This is a genomic window from Pseudomonas sp. NY11955, from assembly GCF_048068035.1.
Taxonomy (GTDB): domain Bacteria; phylum Pseudomonadota; class Gammaproteobacteria; order Pseudomonadales; family Pseudomonadaceae; genus Aquipseudomonas.
Window position 1 is genome coordinate 119,701 of record NZ_JBLUPS010000010.1, and the last position, 18,417, is coordinate 138,117.

General features: G+C 62.9%; 20 protein-coding genes and 1 pseudogene. 11 read left to right on the plus strand and 10 right to left on the minus strand.

Annotated elements, in window-relative coordinates; genetic code table 11:
• Positions 1–96: 96 nt before the first annotated feature.
• A pseudogene (locus ACNFBR_RS19325) lies at positions 97–261 on the plus strand (hypothetical protein); the annotation flags it as partial.
• A 196-nt stretch (positions 262–457) separates the two neighbouring features.
• Positions 458–937, plus strand: a complete 480-nt coding sequence (locus ACNFBR_RS19330) for a glycine zipper domain-containing protein (RefSeq protein WP_012270060.1) — start codon at positions 458–460, stop codon at positions 935–937.
• Positions 938–992: 55 nt separating this feature from the next.
• Here ACNFBR_RS19330 and ACNFBR_RS19335 read toward each other — a convergent pair whose 3' ends face one another.
• A complete protein-coding gene (locus tag ACNFBR_RS19335; protein WP_416736342.1) occupies positions 993–1,433 on the minus strand; it encodes an acyl-CoA thioesterase in 441 nt (146 codons plus the stop codon).
• A gap of 125 nt (positions 1,434–1,558) precedes the next feature.
• On the opposite strand from ACNFBR_RS19335, the gene ACNFBR_RS19340 reads away from it, so the two are divergent.
• Both ACNFBR_RS19340 and ACNFBR_RS19345 read left to right on the plus strand, forming a co-directional pair.
• Entirely contained in the window at positions 1,559–2,002 is a 444-nt protein-coding gene (locus ACNFBR_RS19340; RefSeq protein ID WP_416736343.1) for a hypothetical protein, read from the plus strand.
• Positions 2,002–2,274, plus strand: a complete 273-nt coding sequence (locus ACNFBR_RS19345; RefSeq protein ID WP_416736344.1) for a type II toxin-antitoxin system RelE/ParE family toxin — start codon at positions 2,002–2,004, stop codon at positions 2,272–2,274. Before ACNFBR_RS19340 ends, ACNFBR_RS19345 begins: the two co-directional genes overlap by 1 nt.
• Positions 2,275–2,333: 59 nt before the next feature.
• Here the strand turns inward: ACNFBR_RS19345 and ACNFBR_RS19350 are convergent, their stop codons facing one another.
• Positions 2,334–3,875, minus strand: coding sequence for a phosphoenolpyruvate carboxykinase (locus tag ACNFBR_RS19350; RefSeq protein ID WP_003255806.1), 1,542 nt, complete (start codon positions 3,873–3,875; stop codon positions 2,334–2,336).
• Positions 3,876–4,054: 179 nt separating this feature from the next.
• Positions 4,055–4,954, minus strand: coding sequence for an Hsp33 family molecular chaperone HslO (hslO, locus tag ACNFBR_RS19355; protein ID WP_416736345.1), 900 nt, complete (start codon positions 4,952–4,954; stop codon positions 4,055–4,057).
• Positions 4,955–5,073: 119 nt separating this feature from the next.
• Here hslO and ACNFBR_RS19360 point away from each other — a divergent pair, with 119 nt between their 5' ends.
• A complete protein-coding gene (locus ACNFBR_RS19360; RefSeq protein WP_416736346.1) occupies positions 5,074–5,868 on the plus strand; it encodes a phosphatase PAP2 family protein in 795 nt (264 codons plus the stop codon).
• A gap of 26 nt (positions 5,869–5,894) precedes the next feature.
• Here ACNFBR_RS19360 and ACNFBR_RS19365 read toward each other — a convergent pair whose 3' ends face one another.
• The gene (locus tag ACNFBR_RS19365; RefSeq protein ID WP_416736417.1) at positions 5,895–6,296 is read right to left on the minus strand and encodes an RNA-binding S4 domain-containing protein; all 402 of its coding nucleotides are present in this window, start codon (positions 6,294–6,296) and stop codon (positions 5,895–5,897) included.
• 109 nt (positions 6,297–6,405) lie between these two features.
• On the opposite strand from ACNFBR_RS19365, the gene ACNFBR_RS19370 reads away from it, so the two are divergent.
• Positions 6,406–6,888, plus strand: coding sequence for an ATP-dependent zinc protease (locus ACNFBR_RS19370; RefSeq protein WP_416736347.1), 483 nt, complete (start codon positions 6,406–6,408; stop codon positions 6,886–6,888).
• Positions 6,885–7,790 carry a 30S ribosomal protein S6--L-glutamate ligase gene (gene rimK, locus ACNFBR_RS19375; protein ID WP_012316721.1) on the plus strand — a complete coding sequence of 302 codons (906 nt, stop codon included), beginning with the start codon at positions 6,885–6,887 and terminating at the stop codon, positions 7,788–7,790. The genes ACNFBR_RS19370 and rimK overlap by 4 nt, the downstream gene beginning before the upstream one ends.
• A 115-nt stretch (positions 7,791–7,905) precedes the next feature.
• On the opposite strand, the gene ACNFBR_RS19380 is transcribed toward rimK, so the two are convergent.
• A complete protein-coding gene (locus ACNFBR_RS19380; RefSeq protein ID WP_416736348.1) occupies positions 7,906–9,219 on the minus strand; it encodes an ATP-binding protein in 1,314 nt (437 codons plus the stop codon).
• 13 nt (positions 9,220–9,232) lie between these two features.
• On the minus strand, positions 9,233–9,973 hold the full coding sequence (gene ompR / locus ACNFBR_RS19385; RefSeq protein ID WP_012270052.1) for a two-component system response regulator OmpR: 741 nt from the start codon (positions 9,971–9,973) through the stop codon (positions 9,233–9,235).
• A 217-nt stretch (positions 9,974–10,190) separates the two neighbouring features.
• Between ompR and ACNFBR_RS19390 the strand changes: the two genes are divergently transcribed.
• The 4 genes from ACNFBR_RS19390 (at position 10,191) to ACNFBR_RS19405 (ending at position 15,261) form a co-directional block, all read left to right on the plus strand.
• Complete coding sequence (locus ACNFBR_RS19390; RefSeq protein ID WP_416736349.1) at positions 10,191–12,515, plus strand: Tex family protein; 2,325 nt, start codon at positions 10,191–10,193, stop codon at positions 12,513–12,515.
• Positions 12,515–12,898 carry a PaaI family thioesterase gene (locus ACNFBR_RS19395; RefSeq protein WP_416736350.1) on the plus strand — a complete coding sequence of 128 codons (384 nt, stop codon included), beginning with the start codon at positions 12,515–12,517 and terminating at the stop codon, positions 12,896–12,898. The genes ACNFBR_RS19390 and ACNFBR_RS19395 overlap by 1 nt, the downstream gene beginning before the upstream one ends.
• 153 nt (positions 12,899–13,051) lie before the next feature.
• The gene (gene gshA / locus ACNFBR_RS19400) at positions 13,052–14,629 is read left to right on the plus strand and encodes a glutamate--cysteine ligase (RefSeq protein WP_416736351.1); all 1,578 of its coding nucleotides are present in this window, start codon (positions 13,052–13,054) and stop codon (positions 14,627–14,629) included.
• A complete protein-coding gene (locus tag ACNFBR_RS19405; RefSeq protein ID WP_416736352.1) occupies positions 14,629–15,261 on the plus strand; it encodes a TetR/AcrR family transcriptional regulator in 633 nt (210 codons plus the stop codon). The genes gshA and ACNFBR_RS19405 overlap by 1 nt, the downstream gene beginning before the upstream one ends.
• Before the next feature lie 123 nt (positions 15,262–15,384).
• On the opposite strand, the gene ACNFBR_RS19410 is transcribed toward ACNFBR_RS19405, so the two are convergent.
• Genes ACNFBR_RS19410 through ssuD form a run of 4 tightly spaced genes read right to left on the minus strand, consistent with a single transcriptional unit; the run spans position 15,385 to position 18,410 of the window.
• On the minus strand, positions 15,385–15,600 hold the full coding sequence (locus tag ACNFBR_RS19410) for a TOBE domain-containing protein (protein WP_008095172.1): 216 nt from the start codon (positions 15,598–15,600) through the stop codon (positions 15,385–15,387).
• A 44-nt stretch (positions 15,601–15,644) separates the two neighbouring features.
• On the minus strand, positions 15,645–16,457 hold the full coding sequence (gene ssuB / locus ACNFBR_RS19415; protein ID WP_416736353.1) for an aliphatic sulfonates ABC transporter ATP-binding protein: 813 nt from the start codon (positions 16,455–16,457) through the stop codon (positions 15,645–15,647).
• Positions 16,454–17,251 carry an aliphatic sulfonate ABC transporter permease SsuC gene (ssuC, locus tag ACNFBR_RS19420; RefSeq protein ID WP_012270045.1) on the minus strand — a complete coding sequence of 266 codons (798 nt, stop codon included), beginning with the start codon at positions 17,249–17,251 and terminating at the stop codon, positions 16,454–16,456. Before ssuC ends, ssuB begins: the two co-directional genes overlap by 4 nt.
• 10 nt (positions 17,252–17,261) lie before the next feature.
• The gene (gene ssuD, locus ACNFBR_RS19425) at positions 17,262–18,410 is read right to left on the minus strand and encodes an FMNH2-dependent alkanesulfonate monooxygenase (protein ID WP_416736354.1); all 1,149 of its coding nucleotides are present in this window, start codon (positions 18,408–18,410) and stop codon (positions 17,262–17,264) included.
• Between the last annotated feature and the right edge of the window lie 7 nt (positions 18,411–18,417).

Consider the following 18,417-nt stretch of genomic DNA (forward strand, 5'->3'; position numbering starts at 1 on the left):
GCCGATGGTCTACGACGCGCCAAGCGACCGTTATCTGCCGATCAGCTGGGACGCCGCCTTCGCCCTGATCGTCCGCGAGCTGAACAAGCTGGCTTAACCCTGCTGGCCTTCGACATCCCGGCCGGCCAGGCAGCGGCGTATTACCCCGAGGTGAACCCGCTGGTGCCGCTGGAGAGCATTGGCGAGGGCAGCCACACACCGACTTCGAAGTTCATCGCCATCAAACTGGAGCGCGCGCGGGACGACGGGCGCATCCTGTAAAAACGAAAAAAGCCCTGTTCCGTGGCGGTTCAGGGCTTTGTCATAAAGGTCTCAGACAGCCGAAAATCGATAAAGTTTCACAGCAAATACAGTAACTTAGAGAATTGTGTACAACTCGTGTTACTCGTCGGATTTCGTTTGCCAGCCACGCCGCTTAGCCTCAAATTCGCCTCGTCTTCCCTATGAGGCTCTCTTGATGAAGAAGTACTCCTCGATTCTGTTGTTGTCTTTCAGCTTGCTCAGCGGCGTGGCCATGGCAGGCGGCACCACCGAGGCCGGCATTGGCGGCGCATTGGGTGGGGTACTGGGCTCGGTAGTGGGCAACTCCATCGGCGGTAGCACCGGCGGCGCCATTGGTGCCGGCCTGGGCGGCGCGGCCGGTGGTGCGCTGGGCGCCGACAAGCGCCAGCGCGGTGAGGCCGCTATCGGCGGCGCGCTGGGCGCTGCAGGCGGTAACGTGGTCGGTCGCTCGGTGGGCGGCACCACCGGTAGCTACATTGGCGCGGCAGCCGGCGGCGGTGCCGGTGGCGCACTGGGTAACTACATGGGCAACAAGGCCGACGAAGACGAGCGCCATGATGATCGTCGCTACCGTCGCGGCTACGACGACCGTCGCCACTATGACCGTGGCCACCATTACGGCCACCGCAAGCACAAGCGCCACTGGCGCGACTAATGCCTGAGGGCCCTGCCCCGGCAACAAAAGCCCCGCCCCTGCTGGCGGGGCTTTTTTATGCCTGCTGCGCCAGTACGAGGCCAGACAGGATCACCTGCAGCCCCTCTGACAGTGCCACAGGCCGGCCACTGGCACGCTCGATGAATACCTGCACCACCGTGCCTGCCGCGCACGCCTGCGCTTCGCCTGGGCGGTACAGCGCCAGGCGGTACTCCACCGTACTGCCGGCCAGACGCGTCACTCCCAGCCCCACCTCCAACACGTCCGGGAAGCCCGGTAGTGCATAGAAGTCTGCCGCCGAACTGACCACGAAGGCCGCCAGTTCGCCGTCACGCAGGTCCAGTTCGGCCTGTTCGACGAGAAATGCCTGGATAGCGGTTTCGAAAAAGCCATGCACGGTAGCCCCGGCGATATGGCCGTTGACGTCGTTGTCCGAAGGGCGGGTGAGGATGGGGTGGAAGTGGGAGAAGGCAGTGCGCTGAGGGGATTCGGTCATGAGTTATCCACAGTAGATCGCAATCGATAAGGAAGCTTCCCACAACAAGTTCGGAAGGCATATAGTCGCAATCAACTATAGATTGCATAGCATGGCGAGTCCCGATGAATCCGAGAAATACCCCCATGCCTACTCATAATCTCGACCATGCCAACCTGAGCCGCATGGCGCAATCCGGGCGCATCAACGCCACGCACATCGTAGGTCAGCCAGGGGGCTGGGCAGTCCAGGTAGACATCAACCATCAGGAACACGTGCTCACCGCGCAGCGCAGCGGCAACGTCAGGCTTTTCAAAAAGCTCGAGACGCTGGTCGCTTACCTGCTGGGTCTTGGAATCGACCATTTCAATGTCGACGCATCCACTTTCGACCCTGACCAGATGAGTACCTATCAACGGCCTGACCGCGCCCAGGCGCTGAAGCGTGCCCATGAAGCAGTTGCCTACGAAGCTTGGTTCCACGAGCAAGTAACAGCGAGCCTTGATGACACGGCGCCTGTGGTGGGCGATGAGGAGGCCGAGCGACTGTTTGCTGCTCGTCGTGACAGGCTCGCAGCCAAGGTACGTTGATGCGTCTGATCTGGCGCCAGATGGCGCTTAAAGACCGCGTGAGCATCATGGACCATATCGCTCAGGACAACCCTGCAGCGGCGATCGAACTAGACGAAACCTTCAGGGACAAAGCCAGGCGCGCAGCACAGAATCCGGCCCTCTACAAAGTGGGTAGATACCCCGGAACCAGGGAAATCGTAGTCAAGCCTAACTATTTGATGATCTATCGCGTCGTAGACGACCGTGTCGAGATCATTCGCATCCTCCATGCCCGACAGCAATGGCCTTGAACATCAGATACAAAAAAGCCGCCCCTGGGGGCGGCTTTCTCGTTACGGCTGGGCTCAGCTTACAGCTGTGGGCCAGCGGCCTTGATGGCGTCGGAAACTTCGAACTTCTTGAAGTTTTCGATGAACAGCTTGGCCAGGCCTTTGGCGGCCTCGTCGTAGGCAGCTTTGTCAGCCCAGTTGGTGCGCGGGTTGAGCAGCTCGGTTTCAACGCCCGGAACGGCCTTCGGCACGTCCAAGTTGATGATGTCCAGGTGCTCGGTTTCGGCACCGACCAGCGCGCCGCTCTGGATCGCAGCGATCACCGCGCGGGTGGTCGGGATGCTGAAGCGCTTGCCCACGCCGTAGCCACCACCGGTCCAGCCGGTGTTGACCAGGTAGACCTTGGAGTTGAAGCCGTTGATACGCTTGATCAGCAGCTCGGCATACTCGCCGGCTGGGCGCGGGAAGAACGGTGCGCCGAAGCAGGTGGAGAAGGTCGACTTGATGCCGCCGCCCGAACCCATTTCGGTGGAACCGACCAGCGCGGTGTAGCCGGACAGGAAGTGGTAGGCCGCCTGCTCGTTGTTCAGGATCGAAACCGGAGGCAGAACACCGGTCAGGTCGCAGGTCAGGAAGATGACGGCGTTAGGCTCGCCGCCCAGGTTCGCTTCGGAACGCTTGGCAACATGCTCCAGCGGGTAGGCCGCACGGCTGTTCTGGGTCAGGCTGACATCGGTGTAGTCGGCGTGCTTGTTGGCGTCGAGAACGACGTTTTCCAATACTGCGCCGTGCTTGATGGCTTTCCAGATGACCGGTTCGTTCTTCTCGGACAGGTCGATGCACTTGGCGTAGCAGCCGCCTTCCATGTTGAAGACAACGCCTTCGCCCCAACCGTGCTCGTCGTCACCGATCAGGTAACGGCTTTCGTCGGCCGACAGGGTGGTCTTGCCGGTGCCGGACAGGCCGAAGAACAGGGTCACATCGCCTTCTTCGCCGATGTTGGCCGCGCAGTGCATTGGCAGTACGTCGGCAGCCGGCAGCAGGAAGTTCTGCACCGAGAACATGGCTTTCTTCATTTCACCGGCGTAGCGCATGCCAGCGATCAGTACTTTCTTCTGGGCGAAGTTGATGATCACGCAACCGTCGGAGTTGGTGCCGTCACGCTCAGGCTCGCAAACGAAGTTGGCGACGTTGAGGATCTGCCACTGGTCGCGGCCAGCCGGGTTGAACTGCTCCGGGTTGATGAACAGGCAACGGCCGAACAGGTTCTGCCAGGCAGTCTGGGTGGTCATCTTCACCGGCAGGTAGTGCTCGGCGGCGGCCCCTACGTGAACGTAGGAAACGAAGTGATCCTGAGCGTTATTGAACGCCTCGACGCGAGCCCATAGGGCATCGAACTTGTCGGCCGGGAACTTGCGGTTGATCGGGCCCCAGGAAATGGCGTCCTGGGTGGAAGGTTCTTCGACGATGAAACGGTCAGCCGGCGAACGGCCAGTACGGTGACCAGTCTCCACGACCAGTGCGCCAGTATCGGCTAGTACGCCTTCACCGCGTTGCAGCGCTTCTTTTACCAGCTCATCGACGCTCAGGTCGGTGTACACGGTGTTGTTGGCTTGCGTCATGAGATACCCCATCCGGCCCGAGGCCGAGTGCTCCAAACGTTTTGTAGTTGTCTTGAAAAAACTACTACAGCGAAAAAAGTGGCCGGATTATGCCAGAAACGCCCAAAAAAAGTAGGCCCCTCCTGTCAGAACTGCGCTTTTGCGCAATTCGACAGGAGATTGTCCTGTGATTAACCGTTTCAGTGGCGAGTTTCTGAGGCTACGTCAGTACCGCCACCGGCAAACAGTTGCGCCACATCGCTGGCATCGAAGAAATAGCGCTCGTTGCAGAACTGGCAATCGATCTCCACCGTCCCGCCACATTCTTCCACCAGCGCCTTGGCATCGTGCTCGCCCAGGCTGACCAGCGCATTGCCGGAGCGTTCGCGCGAACAGCTGCAATTGAAGCGCAGCGGCTGGATATCGAACAGGCGCACGGCATCTTCGTGGTACAGGCGATGCAGCAGGGTTTCGTTGCCTTCGGCCCACTCTTCGGGCTTGAGGGTCTTGGCCAGGGCCACCACGTGCTGCCAGCTGTCCTCACGCTCTTCATCATCCGGTTGGCGGTCACGCGGCAGTTGCTGCAGCAGCAGGCCACGTGCCTTACCCCCTTCGGCGTTGAGCCAGAAGCGCGTATTGAGCTGCTGCGACTGGACGAAGTAGTTGGTGAAGCATTCCGACAGGTTGGCGCCATCGAGGTCGACAGTACCCTGGTAACGCTGGCCCTTGACCGGGTCGATGGTCAGGGTCAGGTGGCCGTCGGGCATCAACTGCGACAGGCTGGCATCCGCCGGGATCTGCTCCGCTTCGTAGCGGGCCATGCCGCGGATTTCGCGGTCACCCGAACACTCCACCATCAGCAGCGGAATGGGCCCTGCCGAACGCGCCTGCAAAATCAGCAAGCCATCGAACTTCAGAGCACCCACCAGCAAGGCGGTGGCGGCCATCAATTCGCCGAGCAGCGCCTGGACCGGCTGCGGGTACTCATGACGCGCCAAGACTGCGGCGTAGCTGTCATCGAGAGACACCCACTCGCCGCGCACATCGCGCTCGTCGAAGATGAAACGTTGGGTGAAATCGGTATCAGGCAAATCGCTCATAGGTTTTGGCTATCTAAAAATGATGACAAAATGGTTACAAGGGTTATCGGAAACCTGCGAGAACCCGTGACAGAGCGCTCACAAGGCGCTCCGATTCCTGTTTGCAATAGAGGTATTTTATGGACAATCGACCACTGTTCCAAGCAAGGTGGTCCTTGGGGCCATTGGCAGCCTGTACGCTGCTTCCCATCGCTCTACTGTGTTTCTGGTTATGGCCCATTGGCCAGATCCTGTGCCTGACTTTCGACGAGTGGCTGTTCCATAGCCTGAATGCGCCGCTGGCCGACAACACCACTTGGCGCTACATCTGGACCGTCGGCAGCCTGCGCCCGTTCGACATCGTCGTCGGCCTGATCCTGCTGGCAGTACTCATCCGTGGTGACTGGGTGTTCAAGGCAGCGCAGGTTCGCCAGGCATTTTTCGGCTTTCTGGTCACGCTACTCCTCTTAGTGGTGATTCGCGCGCTGTTTTCCAAGTGGGTGGATGCAGCCGGCTGGCAACACAAGAGCCCGTCGATGATTTTCGACGACGTCGTGCACCTCAGTGACTACTACCCGAACCTGGAGGCGGCCTGGGAGCTCAAGGACCGTTCCAGCAAAAGCTTCCCGGGCGACCACGCCTCGGTGCTGCTGATCTGGGCGCTGTTCATGAGCGTGTTCTGCCGCCGCCTGTTGCAGTACCTGGTGGTCTGGGGGCTGGCGTTGCTGTTCATGCTGCCGCGCCTGGTGGCCGGTGCCCACTGGGGGCAGGATGACTACATCGGCGGGTTGCTGATGGCGGTGCTGGCGTTGGGCTGGAGCTATTACACGCCGTTGGCGGCCAAGGGTAGCGAGGCGTTGATGCGTTGGACGGCGCCATTGTTCACGATCGCGGCCAAGCTACCGTTGGTCGGCAAGTTGGCGGTAGTCCGCTAACCCCTGGGGCCGCTCTGCGGCCCCGGCTATTCAAAGCTCCCATGCAGCTGGTGAATCTGCCGCCGCTGCTTCTTGGTCGGCCGGCCATCGGTAGTCACCCCCATGGCCCCCGCCTTGCGCATATCGGCCGCCTGCTCACGGCGGCGCACACTCTCTTCGGTTTCCTCGTACAACGTCTGCGCCTCCGGCGCCCCACGCCGCACCACCGACAACGCCTTCACCACCACGGTGCGTTCATCGAACCCGGTGCGCAGCACGAATTCGTCACCTACCCGCGGCTCCTTGCCCGGCTTGCAACGCTCGCCCCGGCAATGCACCTTGCCACTCTCGATCGCAGCCTTGGCCAGCGCCCGCGTCTTGTAGAAGCGCGCCGCCCACAGCCATTTGTCCAGACGAACCTTGTCGTCGTCTTCGGCTTTTTGTGCCATCCCGTTACCTCGAATTCTGTCTTTCATCGAACTGTACTACCTTCACATACGGATGCAAAAAGTCCCCGCCGTGCTTACAGTTCACCACCTCATTCGCAGGGTGTGCTTCGTGAAGACATTTGACCATTTGACTGTGATCGGCCTGCGCGAGTGGGTTGCCCTGCCTGACCTCGGCGTGGCCGGGCTGCGTGCCAAGATCGACACCGGTGCCAGCACCTCCAGCCTGCACGCCACCGAGGTGGAACCGTTCGAGCGCGACGGCCAGCCCTGGGTCCGCTTCACTGCGCGCCTGGGCTCGGTGGTGCAACTGCGCCACCGCCGCTGCGAGGCACCACTGGTGACCATGAAGACCATCAAAAGCTCCAACGGCCAGGCCCAGACCCGCTATGTCATCCGCACGTCACTGGCGCTGGGCGATGGTGTGTGGGAGGTGGAATTCACCCTGGCTTGCCGCAAAAACATGCGTTATCGCCTGTTGCTCGGCTCCAAGGCCCTGATCCACGGCCAGTTGGTAGTCAACCCCGGCCTGAAATACGTACAAGACAAACCGGCCTTCCCGGCCACCCTTTCCCCTGTCACAGGTGCTGCATGAAGATCGCTGTGCTGTCGCGCAATCCGCGTCTGTATTCCACCCGCCGCCTGGTCGAAGCCGGTACCCAGCGTGGCCACGAAATGGTAGTGATCGATACCCTGCGGGCCTACATGAACATTGCCAGCCACAAGCCGCAGATCCACTATCGCGGCAAGCCGCTGGAAGGCTTCGATGCGGTCATCCCGCGCATCGGCGCCTCGGTAACCTTCTACGGCTGCGCAGTGCTGCGCCAATTCGAAATGATGGGCGTCTACCCGCTCAACGAATCGGTGGCCATTGCCCGCTCACGCGACAAGTTGCGCTCGTTGCAGTTGCTGTCACGGCGCGGCATCGGCCTGCCGATCACCGGCTTCGCCCACTCGCCGGACGACATCCCCGACCTGATCCAGATGGTCAACGGTGCACCGCTGGTGATCAAGGTGCTGGAAGGCACCCAAGGTATCGGCGTTGTGCTGTGCGAAACCACTCAGGCGGCCGAATCGGTGATCGAGGCGTTCATGGGCCTCAAGCAGAACATCATGGTTCAGGAGTACATCAAGGAGGCCGGTGGCGCCGACATTCGCTGCTTCGTGGTGGGCGACAAGGTGATTGCCTCGATGAAGCGTCAGGCCAAGCCGGGCGAGTTCCGTTCCAACCTGCACCGAGGGGGCGTTGCCAGCCTGATCAAGATCACCCCTGAAGAGCGGATTACCGCGATTCGCGCAGCCAAGGTGATGGGGCTGAGCGTGGCGGGCGTGGATATCCTGCGCTCCAACCATGGGCCGCTGGTGATGGAAGTGAACTCTTCGCCGGGGCTGGAAGGGATTGAAGTGACCACCGGCAAGAACGTGGCCGGGATGATCATCGAACACCTGGAGAAGAATGGCGGGCCGAATCAGACCCGGACCAAGGGTAAAGGCTGAGATCTTGGGGCTGCTTTGCAGCCCATTCGCAGCACAAGGCTGCTCCTACAGGAGTACGCGATCCCTTGTAGGAGCAGCCTTGTGCTGCGAATGGGCCGCAAAGCGGCCCCGGCAATCACACAGCATTACGCGGCAGCAACAACCCTAACGGCAACCGAACCCGCGCCTCGATCCCGCCACCAGACCGGTTACGCAGCTCCACATTCCCGCCATGCTGCGCCGCGATCCGCTTGACGATCGCCAACCCCAGCCCGGTGCCCTTGCCACCCCGCGCCCGATCACCACGAATGAACGGGTTGAAGATAGTTTCCAGCTCCGACTCGTCGATCCCGGTCCCGCGGTCCAGCACGCTGAGCACCACGTACGGCGCGCTCTCGTCACCCGACACGTAGGCAGCCACCTCGACCCCCTTGCCGGCATGGTGCAAGGCGTTGCCGATTAGGTTGCCCAGCATGCGCTTGAGCGAAACCCGGCGCAGCGGGAACGGTGGAATCGGCTCCAGGCACAAGCGCACGCGCTCTACCGGCTGGTTGTACGGTGCTACCACCTCGCGCACCAGGTCAGCCAGGTCGACCTCCTCCACCGGCTCGTCACGGCCATCGCGGATAAAGGCCAGGAACTGATCGAGAATCGCGTCCATGTCCTCGATATCGCGAACCATGTCGTCACTCAGTTCGTTGTCGCTGTTCAGCAACGACAGCGACAGGCGCAGGCGCGTCAGTGGTGTGCGCAGGTCGTGGGATACCCCGGCCAGCATCAGCTCGCGCTCGCGCCCGGCCTGCTCGACATCCTCGGCCATCTGGTTGAAGGCCTTGTACACCTCGGTCATCTCGCTGGGTGTATCGCTGATCGGCAGGCGCACACTGCGCCCCTGGCCAAGCTGGCGGGCAGCGAACACCAGGCGCTTGAGCGGCTGGTTCAGCTGGCGCACGAAAATCCACGCCGAGGCGGTCGACAGCAGGCCGATGGCCAGGAACCAACCCAGCACGTTCCAGATCTTCTGCCCACGCAACGGGTGCGGGTAGAGCGGCACTTTCAGCCAACCAGGCCCAAGGCTTGGCGCATTGACCCACAACGCTGGCGGCGCGTGGATGCGCAGCCGTACCTCGGTGTCTTCGCCCAACTCCGCTTGCATTTGCCGTTGGTAGATTTCGCTGTAGGGCCAGTGCTGTTCACCTTCGGGCACACCCGCACCGGTCACGCGGATAAGGCCTGCAGCCTCGGCGATCTTGTCGCGGTTTTCTTCGTCGGCAGCCCAATAGGCGCGCAAGGTCAGCGCCACACCATGGCTGTACTGACGGTCGACCAGCACGTCCTCGTTCATCAGCAGGTAGACCAGGGTCAGGGCCTTGGAGAACAGAACGACGATCAACACCAGCCACAGGGTGCGGGCGAAGAAGCTTTGCGGAAACCAGACCGGTGCTTTCATGGACGGCGAGGCATCATTTGCCGGCGTTTCCGTCCGGTACGAACACGTAGCCCACGCCCCAGACGGTCTGGATGTAACGCGGCTTGGACGGGTCCGGCTCGATCATGCGGCGCAGGCGCGAGATCTGTACGTCGATGGAACGCTCCAACGCATCCCATTCACGGCCACGGGCCAAGTTCATCAGTTTGTCGCGGGTCAACGGCTCGCGGGCGTGCATCACCAGGGCCTTGAGCACGGCGAACTCACCGGTGGTGAGCATGTGCACTTCGTCGCCACGCTTGAGTTCGCGGGTCGCCAGCGACAACTCGTAGTCACCGAAGGTGACCGACTCGTCTTCGCTGCCCGGCGCACCCGGTACGCTTGGCGCCTGACGGCGCAGCACGGCCTTGACCCGGGCCATCAGCTCGTCGGGATTGAACGGTTTGCCCAGGTAGTCGTCGGCGCCCAGCTCCAGGCCCTTGATGCGGCTGAGCTCATCGCCCTTGGCGGTCAGCATGATGATCGGGATCTGGTTGTTCTGCTGGCGCAGGCGCTTGCACGCGGACAGGCCATCCTCACCCGGCAGCATCAGGTCGAGCACCACCAGGTTGAACACCTCGCGCTGCAGCAGACGGTCCATCTGTTCGGTGTTGGGCACCGCGCGGGCCCGGTAGCCCTTGCTGGTGAAGAAACGTTCCAGCAGGCTGCTCAGCCCCGGATCGTCGTCGACGATGAGAATCTTGTCACCTTCAGCGGTGTTTGGCGTGCCGGTCATGAATAACTCCTCTGATTTCGCCGCGCATTATGGCGTAGCCATTGCTGCACGTTGCGTGAGCATTGTTAGCAGATTTTTCCCCCGGCGCCAGTTCCGGCTGGCCGGGCGCCATCACCGCAAGCCGTTTGCGATGGGTATAATGCGCGGCTTTCATCCAGCGCCGCCGGGCGAAAAGCCCACAGGCGACCCCCGTATTCACAAATGTCAGGTGGTTTACATGGACAGCATCAACAGCCGTATCGCCGAGGAACTGGGCGTACGCCCCCAGCAGGTCGAGGCGGCCGTGGGCCTGTTGGACGAAGGCTCGACCGTGCCTTTCATCGCCCGTTACCGCAAGGAAGTGACCGGTAGCCTGGACGACACCCAGTTGCGCCATCTGGAAGAACGCCTGCGCTACCTGCGCGAGCTCGACGAGCGCCGTGCCAGCATCCTGTCCAGCATCGAGGAACAGGGCAAGCTGACCCCGGAACTGGCCCGCGAGATCAAGCTGGCCGACACCAAGACCCGCCTCGAAGACCTGTACCTGCCGTACAAGCAGAAGCGCCGCACCAAGGGCCAGATCGCCCTGGAAGCCGGCCTCGGCGAGCTGGCCGACGGCCTGTTCAACGACCCGACCCTGGCCCCGGAAAGCGAAGCCGCACGCTTCGTCGACGCGGAAAAGGGCGTGGCCGACGTCAAGGCGGCACTGGAAGGCGCCAAGTACATCCTGATGGAGCGTTTCGCCGAAGACGCCGCCCTGCTCGACAAGCTGCGCAGCTTCCTCAAGCAGGAGGCCGTGCTCAGCGCCCGCCTGGTGGCCGGCAAGGAAGAAGAAGGCGCCAAGTTCCGCGACTACTTCGCCCACGACGAACTGCTGCGCACTGCGCCGTCGCATCGTGCCCTGGCCATCTTCCGCGGGCGCAACGAAGGCGTGTTGAGCGCCTCTCTTAAGGTTGGCGAGGAGCTGCCCGGCACCCTGCACCCGTGCGAACTGATGATCGGCAACCACGTCGGCATCGAAAACCGCAGCCGCCCCGCCGACAAGTGGCTGGGCGAGGTGGTGCGCTGGACCTGGAAGGTCAAGCTGTACACCCACCTGGAAACCGACCTGTTCGGCGAACTGCGCGACAACGCCGAAGGCGAGGCGATCAATGTGTTCGCCCACAACCTGCACGACCTGCTGCTGGCCGCCCCGGCCGGCCCACGCGCCACCCTGGGCTTCGACCCGGGCCTGCGCACCGGCTGCAAGATCGCCGTGGTCGATGCCACCGGCAAGTTGCTGGACCACACCACGGTCTACCCGCACGCGCCGAAGAACGACTGGGACCGCACCATTTCCATCATGGCCGCACTGTGCGCCAAGCACTCGGTGGAGCTGATCGCCATCGGCAACGGCACCGCCAGCCGCGAAAGCGACAAGCTGGTGGCCGAGCTGGTCAAGAAATACCCCGCACTGAAAATCACCAAGATCATGGTCTCCGAGGCCGGCGCTTCGGTGTATTCGGCATCGGAACTGGCGGCCCGCGAGTTCCCGGACCTGGACGTGTCGATCCGTGGCGCCGTGTCGATCGCCCGCCGCCTGCAGGACCCGCTGGCGGAGTTGGTGAAGATCGACCCGAAATCCATCGGTGTCGGCCAGTACCAGCACGATGTGTCCCAGCTGAAACTGGCGCGTGGCCTGGACGCCGTGGTCGAGGACTGCGTGAACGCCGTGGGCGTGGACGTGAATACCGCCTCGGTTGCGCTGCTCACGCGCATCTCCGGCCTCAACGCCACCCTGGCGCAGAACATCGTCGCCCACCGCGATGCCAACGGCCCGTTCGCCACCCGTGCGGCACTGAAAAAGGTCAGCCGCCTGGGTGAGAAAACCTTCGAGCAGGCCGCCGGCTTCCTGCGTGTGATGAACGGCGACAACCCGCTGGACGCCTCCGCGGTGCACCCCGAAGCCTACCCGCTGGTGCAACGCATAGCCGCCGGCACCGACCGCGACATCCGCTCGCTGATCGGCGACAGCAGCTTCCTCAAGCGCCTCGACCCGAAGCAGTTCACCGACGAAACCTTCGGCCTGCCGACGGTCACCGACATCCTCCAGGAGCTGGACAAGCCTGGCCGCGACCCACGCCCGGAGTTCAAGACCGCCACCTTCCAGGATGGTGTCGAAGACCTCAAGGACCTGGAGCCGGGCATGATCCTCGAAGGCGTGGTGACCAACGTCACCAACTTCGGCGCCTTCGTCGACATCGGCGTGCACCAGGACGGTTTGGTACACATCTCGGCGCTGTCGGAGAAGTTCATCAAAGACCCGCGTGAAGCGGTCAAGGCCGGCGATGTGGTCAAGGTCAAGGTCATGGAAGTGGACATCCCGCGCAAGCGCGTCGGTCTGTCCATGCGCATGAGCGACACCCCTGGCGAGAAGGTGGAAGGCAACCGCGGCGGTAACCGTGGCAATGCTGGTAACCGCCAGCAGCAGGCCCCGCGCCAGCGCGAAACCGCCACTGCCGCGCCGGCCAACAACGCCATGGCCTCCCTGTTCGCCAACGCCAAGCAGTTGAAGAAGAAGTGATGGACGTTCCGCGCGAATACGTCGAAAGCGCCTTCAGCCAGCTGTTGGGCTGCCGCCTGCAACACCTGGACACAGGTGTTGCCGAGGTGGCCCTGGCCCTTGAACCGCACCTGCGCAACCGTGGCCAGAAGCTGCACGGCGGGGCGATCTTCAGCCTGGTCGATATCGCCATGGGCCTGGCCTGCTCGGCCAGCCATGGCTTCGACCAACAAAGCGTCACCATCGAGTGCAAGATCAACTACATGCGCGCCGTCAGCGACGGTGAAGTGCTGTGCATCGCCCGCGTGCTGCATGCCGGGCGGCGCACCCTGGTGGTCGACGCCGACGTAGTCCAGGGCGACAAGCTGGTGGCAAAAGCGCAAGGAACCTTCGCGGTTCTCTAGCTCACCAAGCAGTATCTGCGGTATTTTCAGCAGTGCGCTGGCACTGCTGGATCCGCGTTAACCAGGCGACAACGCCAGTTCCTTTCTTCCTACCCTTGTAGACCGTTATCTCTACCCCCATATTGGGGCGACTGACGCGTGAAGGAATACATCTTGAGCGACCTCCTCAACCGCCGCCTGAGCCTGCTCGGCGCCAATCTCCCCCTGCTCAAGCAGTGCCTGCACGGCATTGAGCGCGAATGCCTGCGCGTGACCGACGAAGGTCGCCTGGCCCAGACCCCGCATCCAGAAGCCCTGGGATCGGCGCTGACCAACGAGCAGATCACCACCGATTATTCCGAGTCGCTGCTGGAGTTCATCACCCCAGCCCTGCCCGACCCGGCCAAGGTGCTCGAAAGCCTCGAAGAGACCCACCGCTTCGTCTACAGCAAGCTGGCCGACGAATACCTGTGGAGCCCATCGATGCCGTGCACGCTGCCGGCCGAGGAGGACATTCCGATCGCCGAGTACGGCAGCTCGAACATCGGCAAGCTCAAGCACGTCTACCGCAAGGGCCTGGCCCTGCGCTACGGCCGCACCATGCAGTGCATTGCCGGTATCCATTACAACTTCTCGCTGCCCGAGGCGCTGTGGCCACTGCTGCGCGACGCCGAAGGCAGCACTGAAGACGACCGCGACTACCAGTCGTCGGCCTACATCGCGCTGATCCGCAATTTCCGCCGCTACAGCTGGTTGCTGATGTACCTGTTCGGCGCCTCGCCGGCCCTGGACAAAGGCTTCCTGCGTGGCCGCCCGCACCAGCTCGAAGAGCTGGACGCCGAAACCCTGTTCCTGCCCTACGCCACCAGCCTGCGCATGAGCGACCTGGGCTACCAGAGCAATGCCCAGGCGGGCCTTACGCCGTGCTACAACAACCTGGCCAGTTACACCGACAGCTTGCGCAAAGCGGTGGGCACACCCTACCCGCCCTACGTTGAAGTCGGCACGCACGTGGACGGCGAATGGGTGCAGCTGAACACCAACATCCTGCAGATCGAAAACGAGTACTACTCGAACATTCGCCCCAAGCGCGTCACCTACACCGGCGAGCGGCCGATCCAGGCCCTCACCTCGCGCGGCGTGCAGTATGTGGAAGTGCGTTGCCTGGACATCAACCCGTTCCTGCCAGTGGGCATCGACCTCACCGAAGCGCGCTTCCTCGACGCCTTCCTGCTGTTCTGCGCCCTGGAGGACAGCCCGCAGCTGGACAACGGCGAGTGCGGCCAGTGCACCAACAACTTCCTGACCGTGGTCAAGGAAGGCCGTCGCCCGGGCCTGGAACTGCATCGCAATGGCCAGCCGATCCTCCTGAAGGATTGGGCCAGCGAGCTGATCGAGCGTATCCGGCCACTGGCCGACCTGCTCGACCAGGCGCAAGGCTTGGATGCGCACGGCAAAGCCCTGGATGCCCAGCAGGCCAAGGTCGACGACACCTCGCTGACCCCGTCGGCCCAGGTGCTGGCACGCATGACCGAACACGACGAAAGCTTCGTGCAGTTCTCGCTGCGCCAGAGCCGGATCCACGCCGAGACCTTCCGCGAGCAACCACTCGACAACGCAAAGCAGCAGGCATTCGAAACGCTGGCCCGCGAGTCGCTCGCCAGGCAGTCCGAGCTGGAGCAAGAAGAAGTCGGTGACTTCGACCTGTTCGTCGGTGCCTACCAGGCCAGCATCCTGGCAATCAGCAACTGATGACCCGTGCCGCCTCCCAGCGCAAGCCGCGCGCCAGCAGCCAGGCCAGGATCGAGGCGATCCTGGCGGCGGCGCGTGAGCTGCTGGCCGAACAAGGGGTGGCGGCGCTCTCTATCTACAGCGTGGCCGAGCGGGCGCAGATTCCGCCGTCGTCGGTGTATCACTTCTTCGCCAGCGTGCCGGCCTTGCTGGAAGCGTTGACGGCCGATGTGCACCGGGCATTTCGCGAAGCCTTGAGCGCACCCATCGACAGCAGCGCGTTCAGCACCTGGCACCAACTGTCGCGGCTTATCGAAGAGCGCATGCTCGATGTCTACAACGAGGACGCGGCGGCGCGGCAGTTGATCCTGGCGCAGCACGGCCTGAGCGAGGTGGTGCAGGCCGATCGGCAGCACGACATGGAATTGGGCGACTTGATGCACAAGTTGTTCAACCAGCATTTCCACCTGCCGGTGATGCCGCTGGATGTGGATGTGTTTGCCCTGGCCATGGAGCTAAGCGACCGGGTGTATGCACGGTCGGTGCAGTTGCACGAAGCGATCACCCCTCGCATGGCCGAGGAAGGCAAACGGGTGTTCGAAGCGTATCTGGGGTTGTATCTGCCGCCGTTTCTGGCCAAACGCCCTTCCTGAATGCGGGCGAATTTTTTGTAGGAGCAGCCTTGTGCTGCGAAGAGGCCGGTGAATGCCCCCATCATCAGGGTGCATGGGCCGGCCTCTTCGCAGCACAAGGCTGCTCCTACACAGCGCCTGGCATCACAGCTTGGCGATGGACACTTCAGTCGACTTCACAAAGGCAATCACTTCGCTGCCCACCTGCAGTTCCAGCTCTTTTACCGAGCGGGTGGTGATGACCGAAGTCACGATACCCGAGGCAGTCTGCACGTCGATTTCCGACAATACCGGCCCTTCGAGGATTTCTTTCACGGTGCCTTTGAACTGGTTGCGGACGTTGATGGCTTTGATGGTCATGGTGTCATTCCTTCTCTATGGCTTCAGTCTGGTAAGAGAGTCAATCAGTGCGCCCAACGCAACTGCGTGGGCAGAGGGGCTACAGGATCCGGCTCGGGCGCAGCGCCCGGGGCCGACAGAACACGGTTGAGCACTTCGCTTTCCAGCGCGGCCAGACGGTGCGAACCACGCGCCCGGGGCCGTGCCAGGTCGACAGTGAGGTCGAGCCCGACCTCGCCGTCTTCGATCAGGATCACCCGGTCAGCCACGGCAACCGCCTCGCTGACGTCGTGGGTGACCAGCAGCACGGTGAAACCGTGCTGACGCCACAGGCGTTCGATCAGTTGCTGCATCTCGATACGGGTCAATGCATCCAGCGCACCCAGCGGCTCGTCCAGCAGCAGCAAGCGCGGCTGGTGGATCAACGCCCGGGCCAGCGCCACGCGCTGCTTCTGGCCACCGGAAAGGGCTGCCGGCCATTCATTGGCGCGGTCAGCCAGGCCTACCGCCTCCAGGGCCTCCAGCGCCCGTGGGCGCCAGTCGCCAGACAGGCCAAGGCCAACGTTGTCGATCACCTTCTTCCATGGCAGCAGGCGTGCGTCCTGGAACATCAGGCGGGTTTCTTCACGGGCCTCTTCCAGCGGCGCCGCGCCGGCCAGCAACTGGCCGGCGGTGGGCTGGTCGAGCCCCGCCAGCAGGCGCAGCAAGGTGCTCTTGCCACAGCCGCTGCGGCCGACGATGGCCACGAACTGCCCCGCCGGAATGTGCAGGTCGATACCCTTCAACACTTCGCGCTGGCCAAAGGTCTTGCGCAGGCCGTTGCAGGCCAGCGGGATGCCACGCAGCAGGCGTGGCGGCTGTTCCTTGAGCACGGTCATGCGCCCTCCTTCTTGGCCACTTGATAGGCCGGGTGCCAGCGCAGCCACACACGTTCCAGGCCGCGGGCGGCGAGGTCGGCGAGCTTGCCGAGCACGGCGTACAAGACGATGGCCAATACCACCACGTCGGTTTGCAGGAACTCTCGGGCGTTCATGGCCAGGTAACCGATGCCGGCGTTGGCCGAGATGGTTTCGGCAACGATCAACGTCAGCCACATGAAGCCCAGGGCGAAGCGCACGCCCACCAGGATCGAAGGCAACGCCCCCGGCAAGATCACCTGGCGGAACAGGCCGAAGCCGGACAAGCCGTAGCTGCGCGCCATTTCCACCAGCGCCGGGTCGACGTTGCGGATGCCGTGGTAGGTGTTCAGGTAGATCGGGAACAACGTACCCAGCGCGACCAGGAAAATCTTTGCCGACTCGTCGATACCGAACCACAGGATTACCAGCGGGATCAGCGCCAGGTGCGGCACGTTGCGGATCATCTGCACCGAGCTGTCGAGCAGGCGTTCGCCCCAGTTCGACAGGCCAGTGATGAAGCCCAGCACCAGGCCAATGCTGCCACCAATGACGAAGCCCAGCCCGGCACGCCAGCCACTGATGGCCAGGTGGGTCCAGATTTCGCCGCTACGCACCAGCTCGACACCGGCGCTGACCACTGCGCTGGGCGCCGGCAGGATGCGCGTCGACAGCCAGCCAGCGCTGACCGCCAGCTGCCAGGCTGCCAACAGCAGCACCGGCAACGCCCACGGCGCCAGGCGCTGGGCCAGGTTGGAGGAAGTTGCACGACTCATGGCCCGGCCCTCAGCTCTGCGACACGGACTTGGGCAGGATGTCGTTGGCCACCATCTCGCCGAACGGGCTCACGTAGCCACCGGTTTTCGGTTGCTCCGGGCGCTGTACATCGAGGTGCGGGAACAGCAGTTCAGCCACGCGATAGGACTCTTCCAGGTGTGGGTAACCCGAGAAGATGAAGGTATCGATGCCCAGCTCGGCGTATTCCTTGACCCGCGCCGCCACGGTTGGGCCGTCGCCAACCAGTGCGGTTCCGGCGCCGCCACGTACCAGGCCAACACCCGCCCATAGGTTGGGGCTGACTTCGAGGTTGTCGCGATTGCCGCCGTGCAGCGCTGCCATGCGCTGCTGGCCCACCGAGTCGAAGCGCGCCAGCGACGCTTGGGCACGGCTGATGGTGTCATCGTCCAGGTGCGAGATGAGGCGGTCGGCGGCGGCCCAGGCTTCTTCGTTGGTTTCCCGCACGATCACGTGCAGGCGGATACCGAAGCGCACCTCGCGGCCTTGAGCAGCAGCTTTTTCCCGCACTTGGGCAATTTTTTCGGCAACGGCTGCCGGTGGTTCGCCCCAGGTCAGGTACAGCTCGACCTGTTCGGCGGCCAGGTCCTGAGCGGCCTCGGACGAACCACCGAAGTACAGTGGCGGACGTGGTTGCTGAATCGGCGGGTAAAGCAGCTTGGCGCCCTTCACCTGAATGTGTTTGCCCTCATAGTCGACGTTCTCGCCTTCCAGCACCTTGCGCCAGATACGGGTGAACTCGACCGAAGCTTCGTAGCGTTCCTGGTGGTTCAGGTGCAAGCCGTCACCGGCCAGCTCGTCCGGGTCGCCACCGGTCACCAGGTTGAACAGCGCACGTCCGTTGGACAGGCGGTCCAGGGTTGCCGCCTGGCGAGCGGCCACGGTCGGCGAAATGATGCCGGGGCGCAGGGCCACCAGGAACTTCAGGCGCTGGGTCACGGGGATCAGCGATGCTGCCACCAGCCAGGAATCCTCGCAGGAGCGGCCGGTAGGGATCAGTACCCCACCAAAGCCCAAGCGGTCGGCGGCCTGGGCGATCTGCTGCAGGTAACCGTGATCGACCGCACGTGCGCCGTCGGAAGTGCCCAGGTACTTGCCGTCACCGTGGGTTGGGAGGAACCAGAAAATGTTAAGGCTCATTGGAGTT

Excerpts from the sequence above, each read along its gene's own strand:
- ACNFBR_RS19330 (WP_012270060.1), top strand. The coding sequence starts at position 458 with ATGAAGAAGTACTCCTCGATTCTGTTGTTGTCTTTCAGCTTGCTCAGC.
- ACNFBR_RS19335 (WP_416736342.1), bottom strand. The coding sequence starts at position 1,433 with ATGACCGAATCCCCTCAGCGCACTGCCTTCTCCCACTTCCACCCCATC.
- ACNFBR_RS19340 (WP_416736343.1), top strand. The coding sequence starts at position 1,559 with ATGCCTACTCATAATCTCGACCATGCCAACCTGAGCCGCATGGCGCAA.
- ACNFBR_RS19345 (WP_416736344.1), top strand. The coding sequence starts at position 2,002 with ATGCGTCTGATCTGGCGCCAGATGGCGCTTAAAGACCGCGTGAGCATC.
- ACNFBR_RS19350 (WP_003255806.1), bottom strand. The coding sequence starts at position 3,875 with ATGACGCAAGCCAACAACACCGTGTACACCGACCTGAGCGTCGATGAG.
- hslO (WP_416736345.1), bottom strand. The coding sequence starts at position 4,954 with ATGAGCGATTTGCCTGATACCGATTTCACCCAACGTTTCATCTTCGAC.
- ACNFBR_RS19360 (WP_416736346.1), top strand. The coding sequence starts at position 5,074 with ATGGACAATCGACCACTGTTCCAAGCAAGGTGGTCCTTGGGGCCATTG.
- ACNFBR_RS19365 (WP_416736417.1), bottom strand. The coding sequence starts at position 6,296 with ATGGCACAAAAAGCCGAAGACGACGACAAGGTTCGTCTGGACAAATGG.
- rimK (WP_012316721.1), top strand. The coding sequence starts at position 6,885 with ATGAAGATCGCTGTGCTGTCGCGCAATCCGCGTCTGTATTCCACCCGC.
- ACNFBR_RS19380 (WP_416736348.1), bottom strand. The coding sequence starts at position 9,219 with ATGAAAGCACCGGTCTGGTTTCCGCAAAGCTTCTTCGCCCGCACCCTG.
- ompR (WP_012270052.1), bottom strand. The coding sequence starts at position 9,973 with ATGACCGGCACGCCAAACACCGCTGAAGGTGACAAGATTCTCATCGTC.
- ACNFBR_RS19390 (WP_416736349.1), top strand. The coding sequence starts at position 10,191 with ATGGACAGCATCAACAGCCGTATCGCCGAGGAACTGGGCGTACGCCCC.
- ACNFBR_RS19395 (WP_416736350.1), top strand. The coding sequence starts at position 12,515 with ATGGACGTTCCGCGCGAATACGTCGAAAGCGCCTTCAGCCAGCTGTTG.
- ACNFBR_RS19405 (WP_416736352.1), top strand. The coding sequence starts at position 14,629 with ATGACCCGTGCCGCCTCCCAGCGCAAGCCGCGCGCCAGCAGCCAGGCC.
- ACNFBR_RS19410 (WP_008095172.1), bottom strand. The coding sequence starts at position 15,600 with ATGACCATCAAAGCCATCAACGTCCGCAACCAGTTCAAAGGCACCGTG.
- ssuB (WP_416736353.1), bottom strand. The coding sequence starts at position 16,457 with ATGACCGTGCTCAAGGAACAGCCGCCACGCCTGCTGCGTGGCATCCCG.
- ssuC (WP_012270045.1), bottom strand. The coding sequence starts at position 17,251 with ATGAGTCGTGCAACTTCCTCCAACCTGGCCCAGCGCCTGGCGCCGTGG.
- ssuD (WP_416736354.1), bottom strand. The coding sequence starts at position 18,410 with ATGAGCCTTAACATTTTCTGGTTCCTCCCAACCCACGGTGACGGCAAG.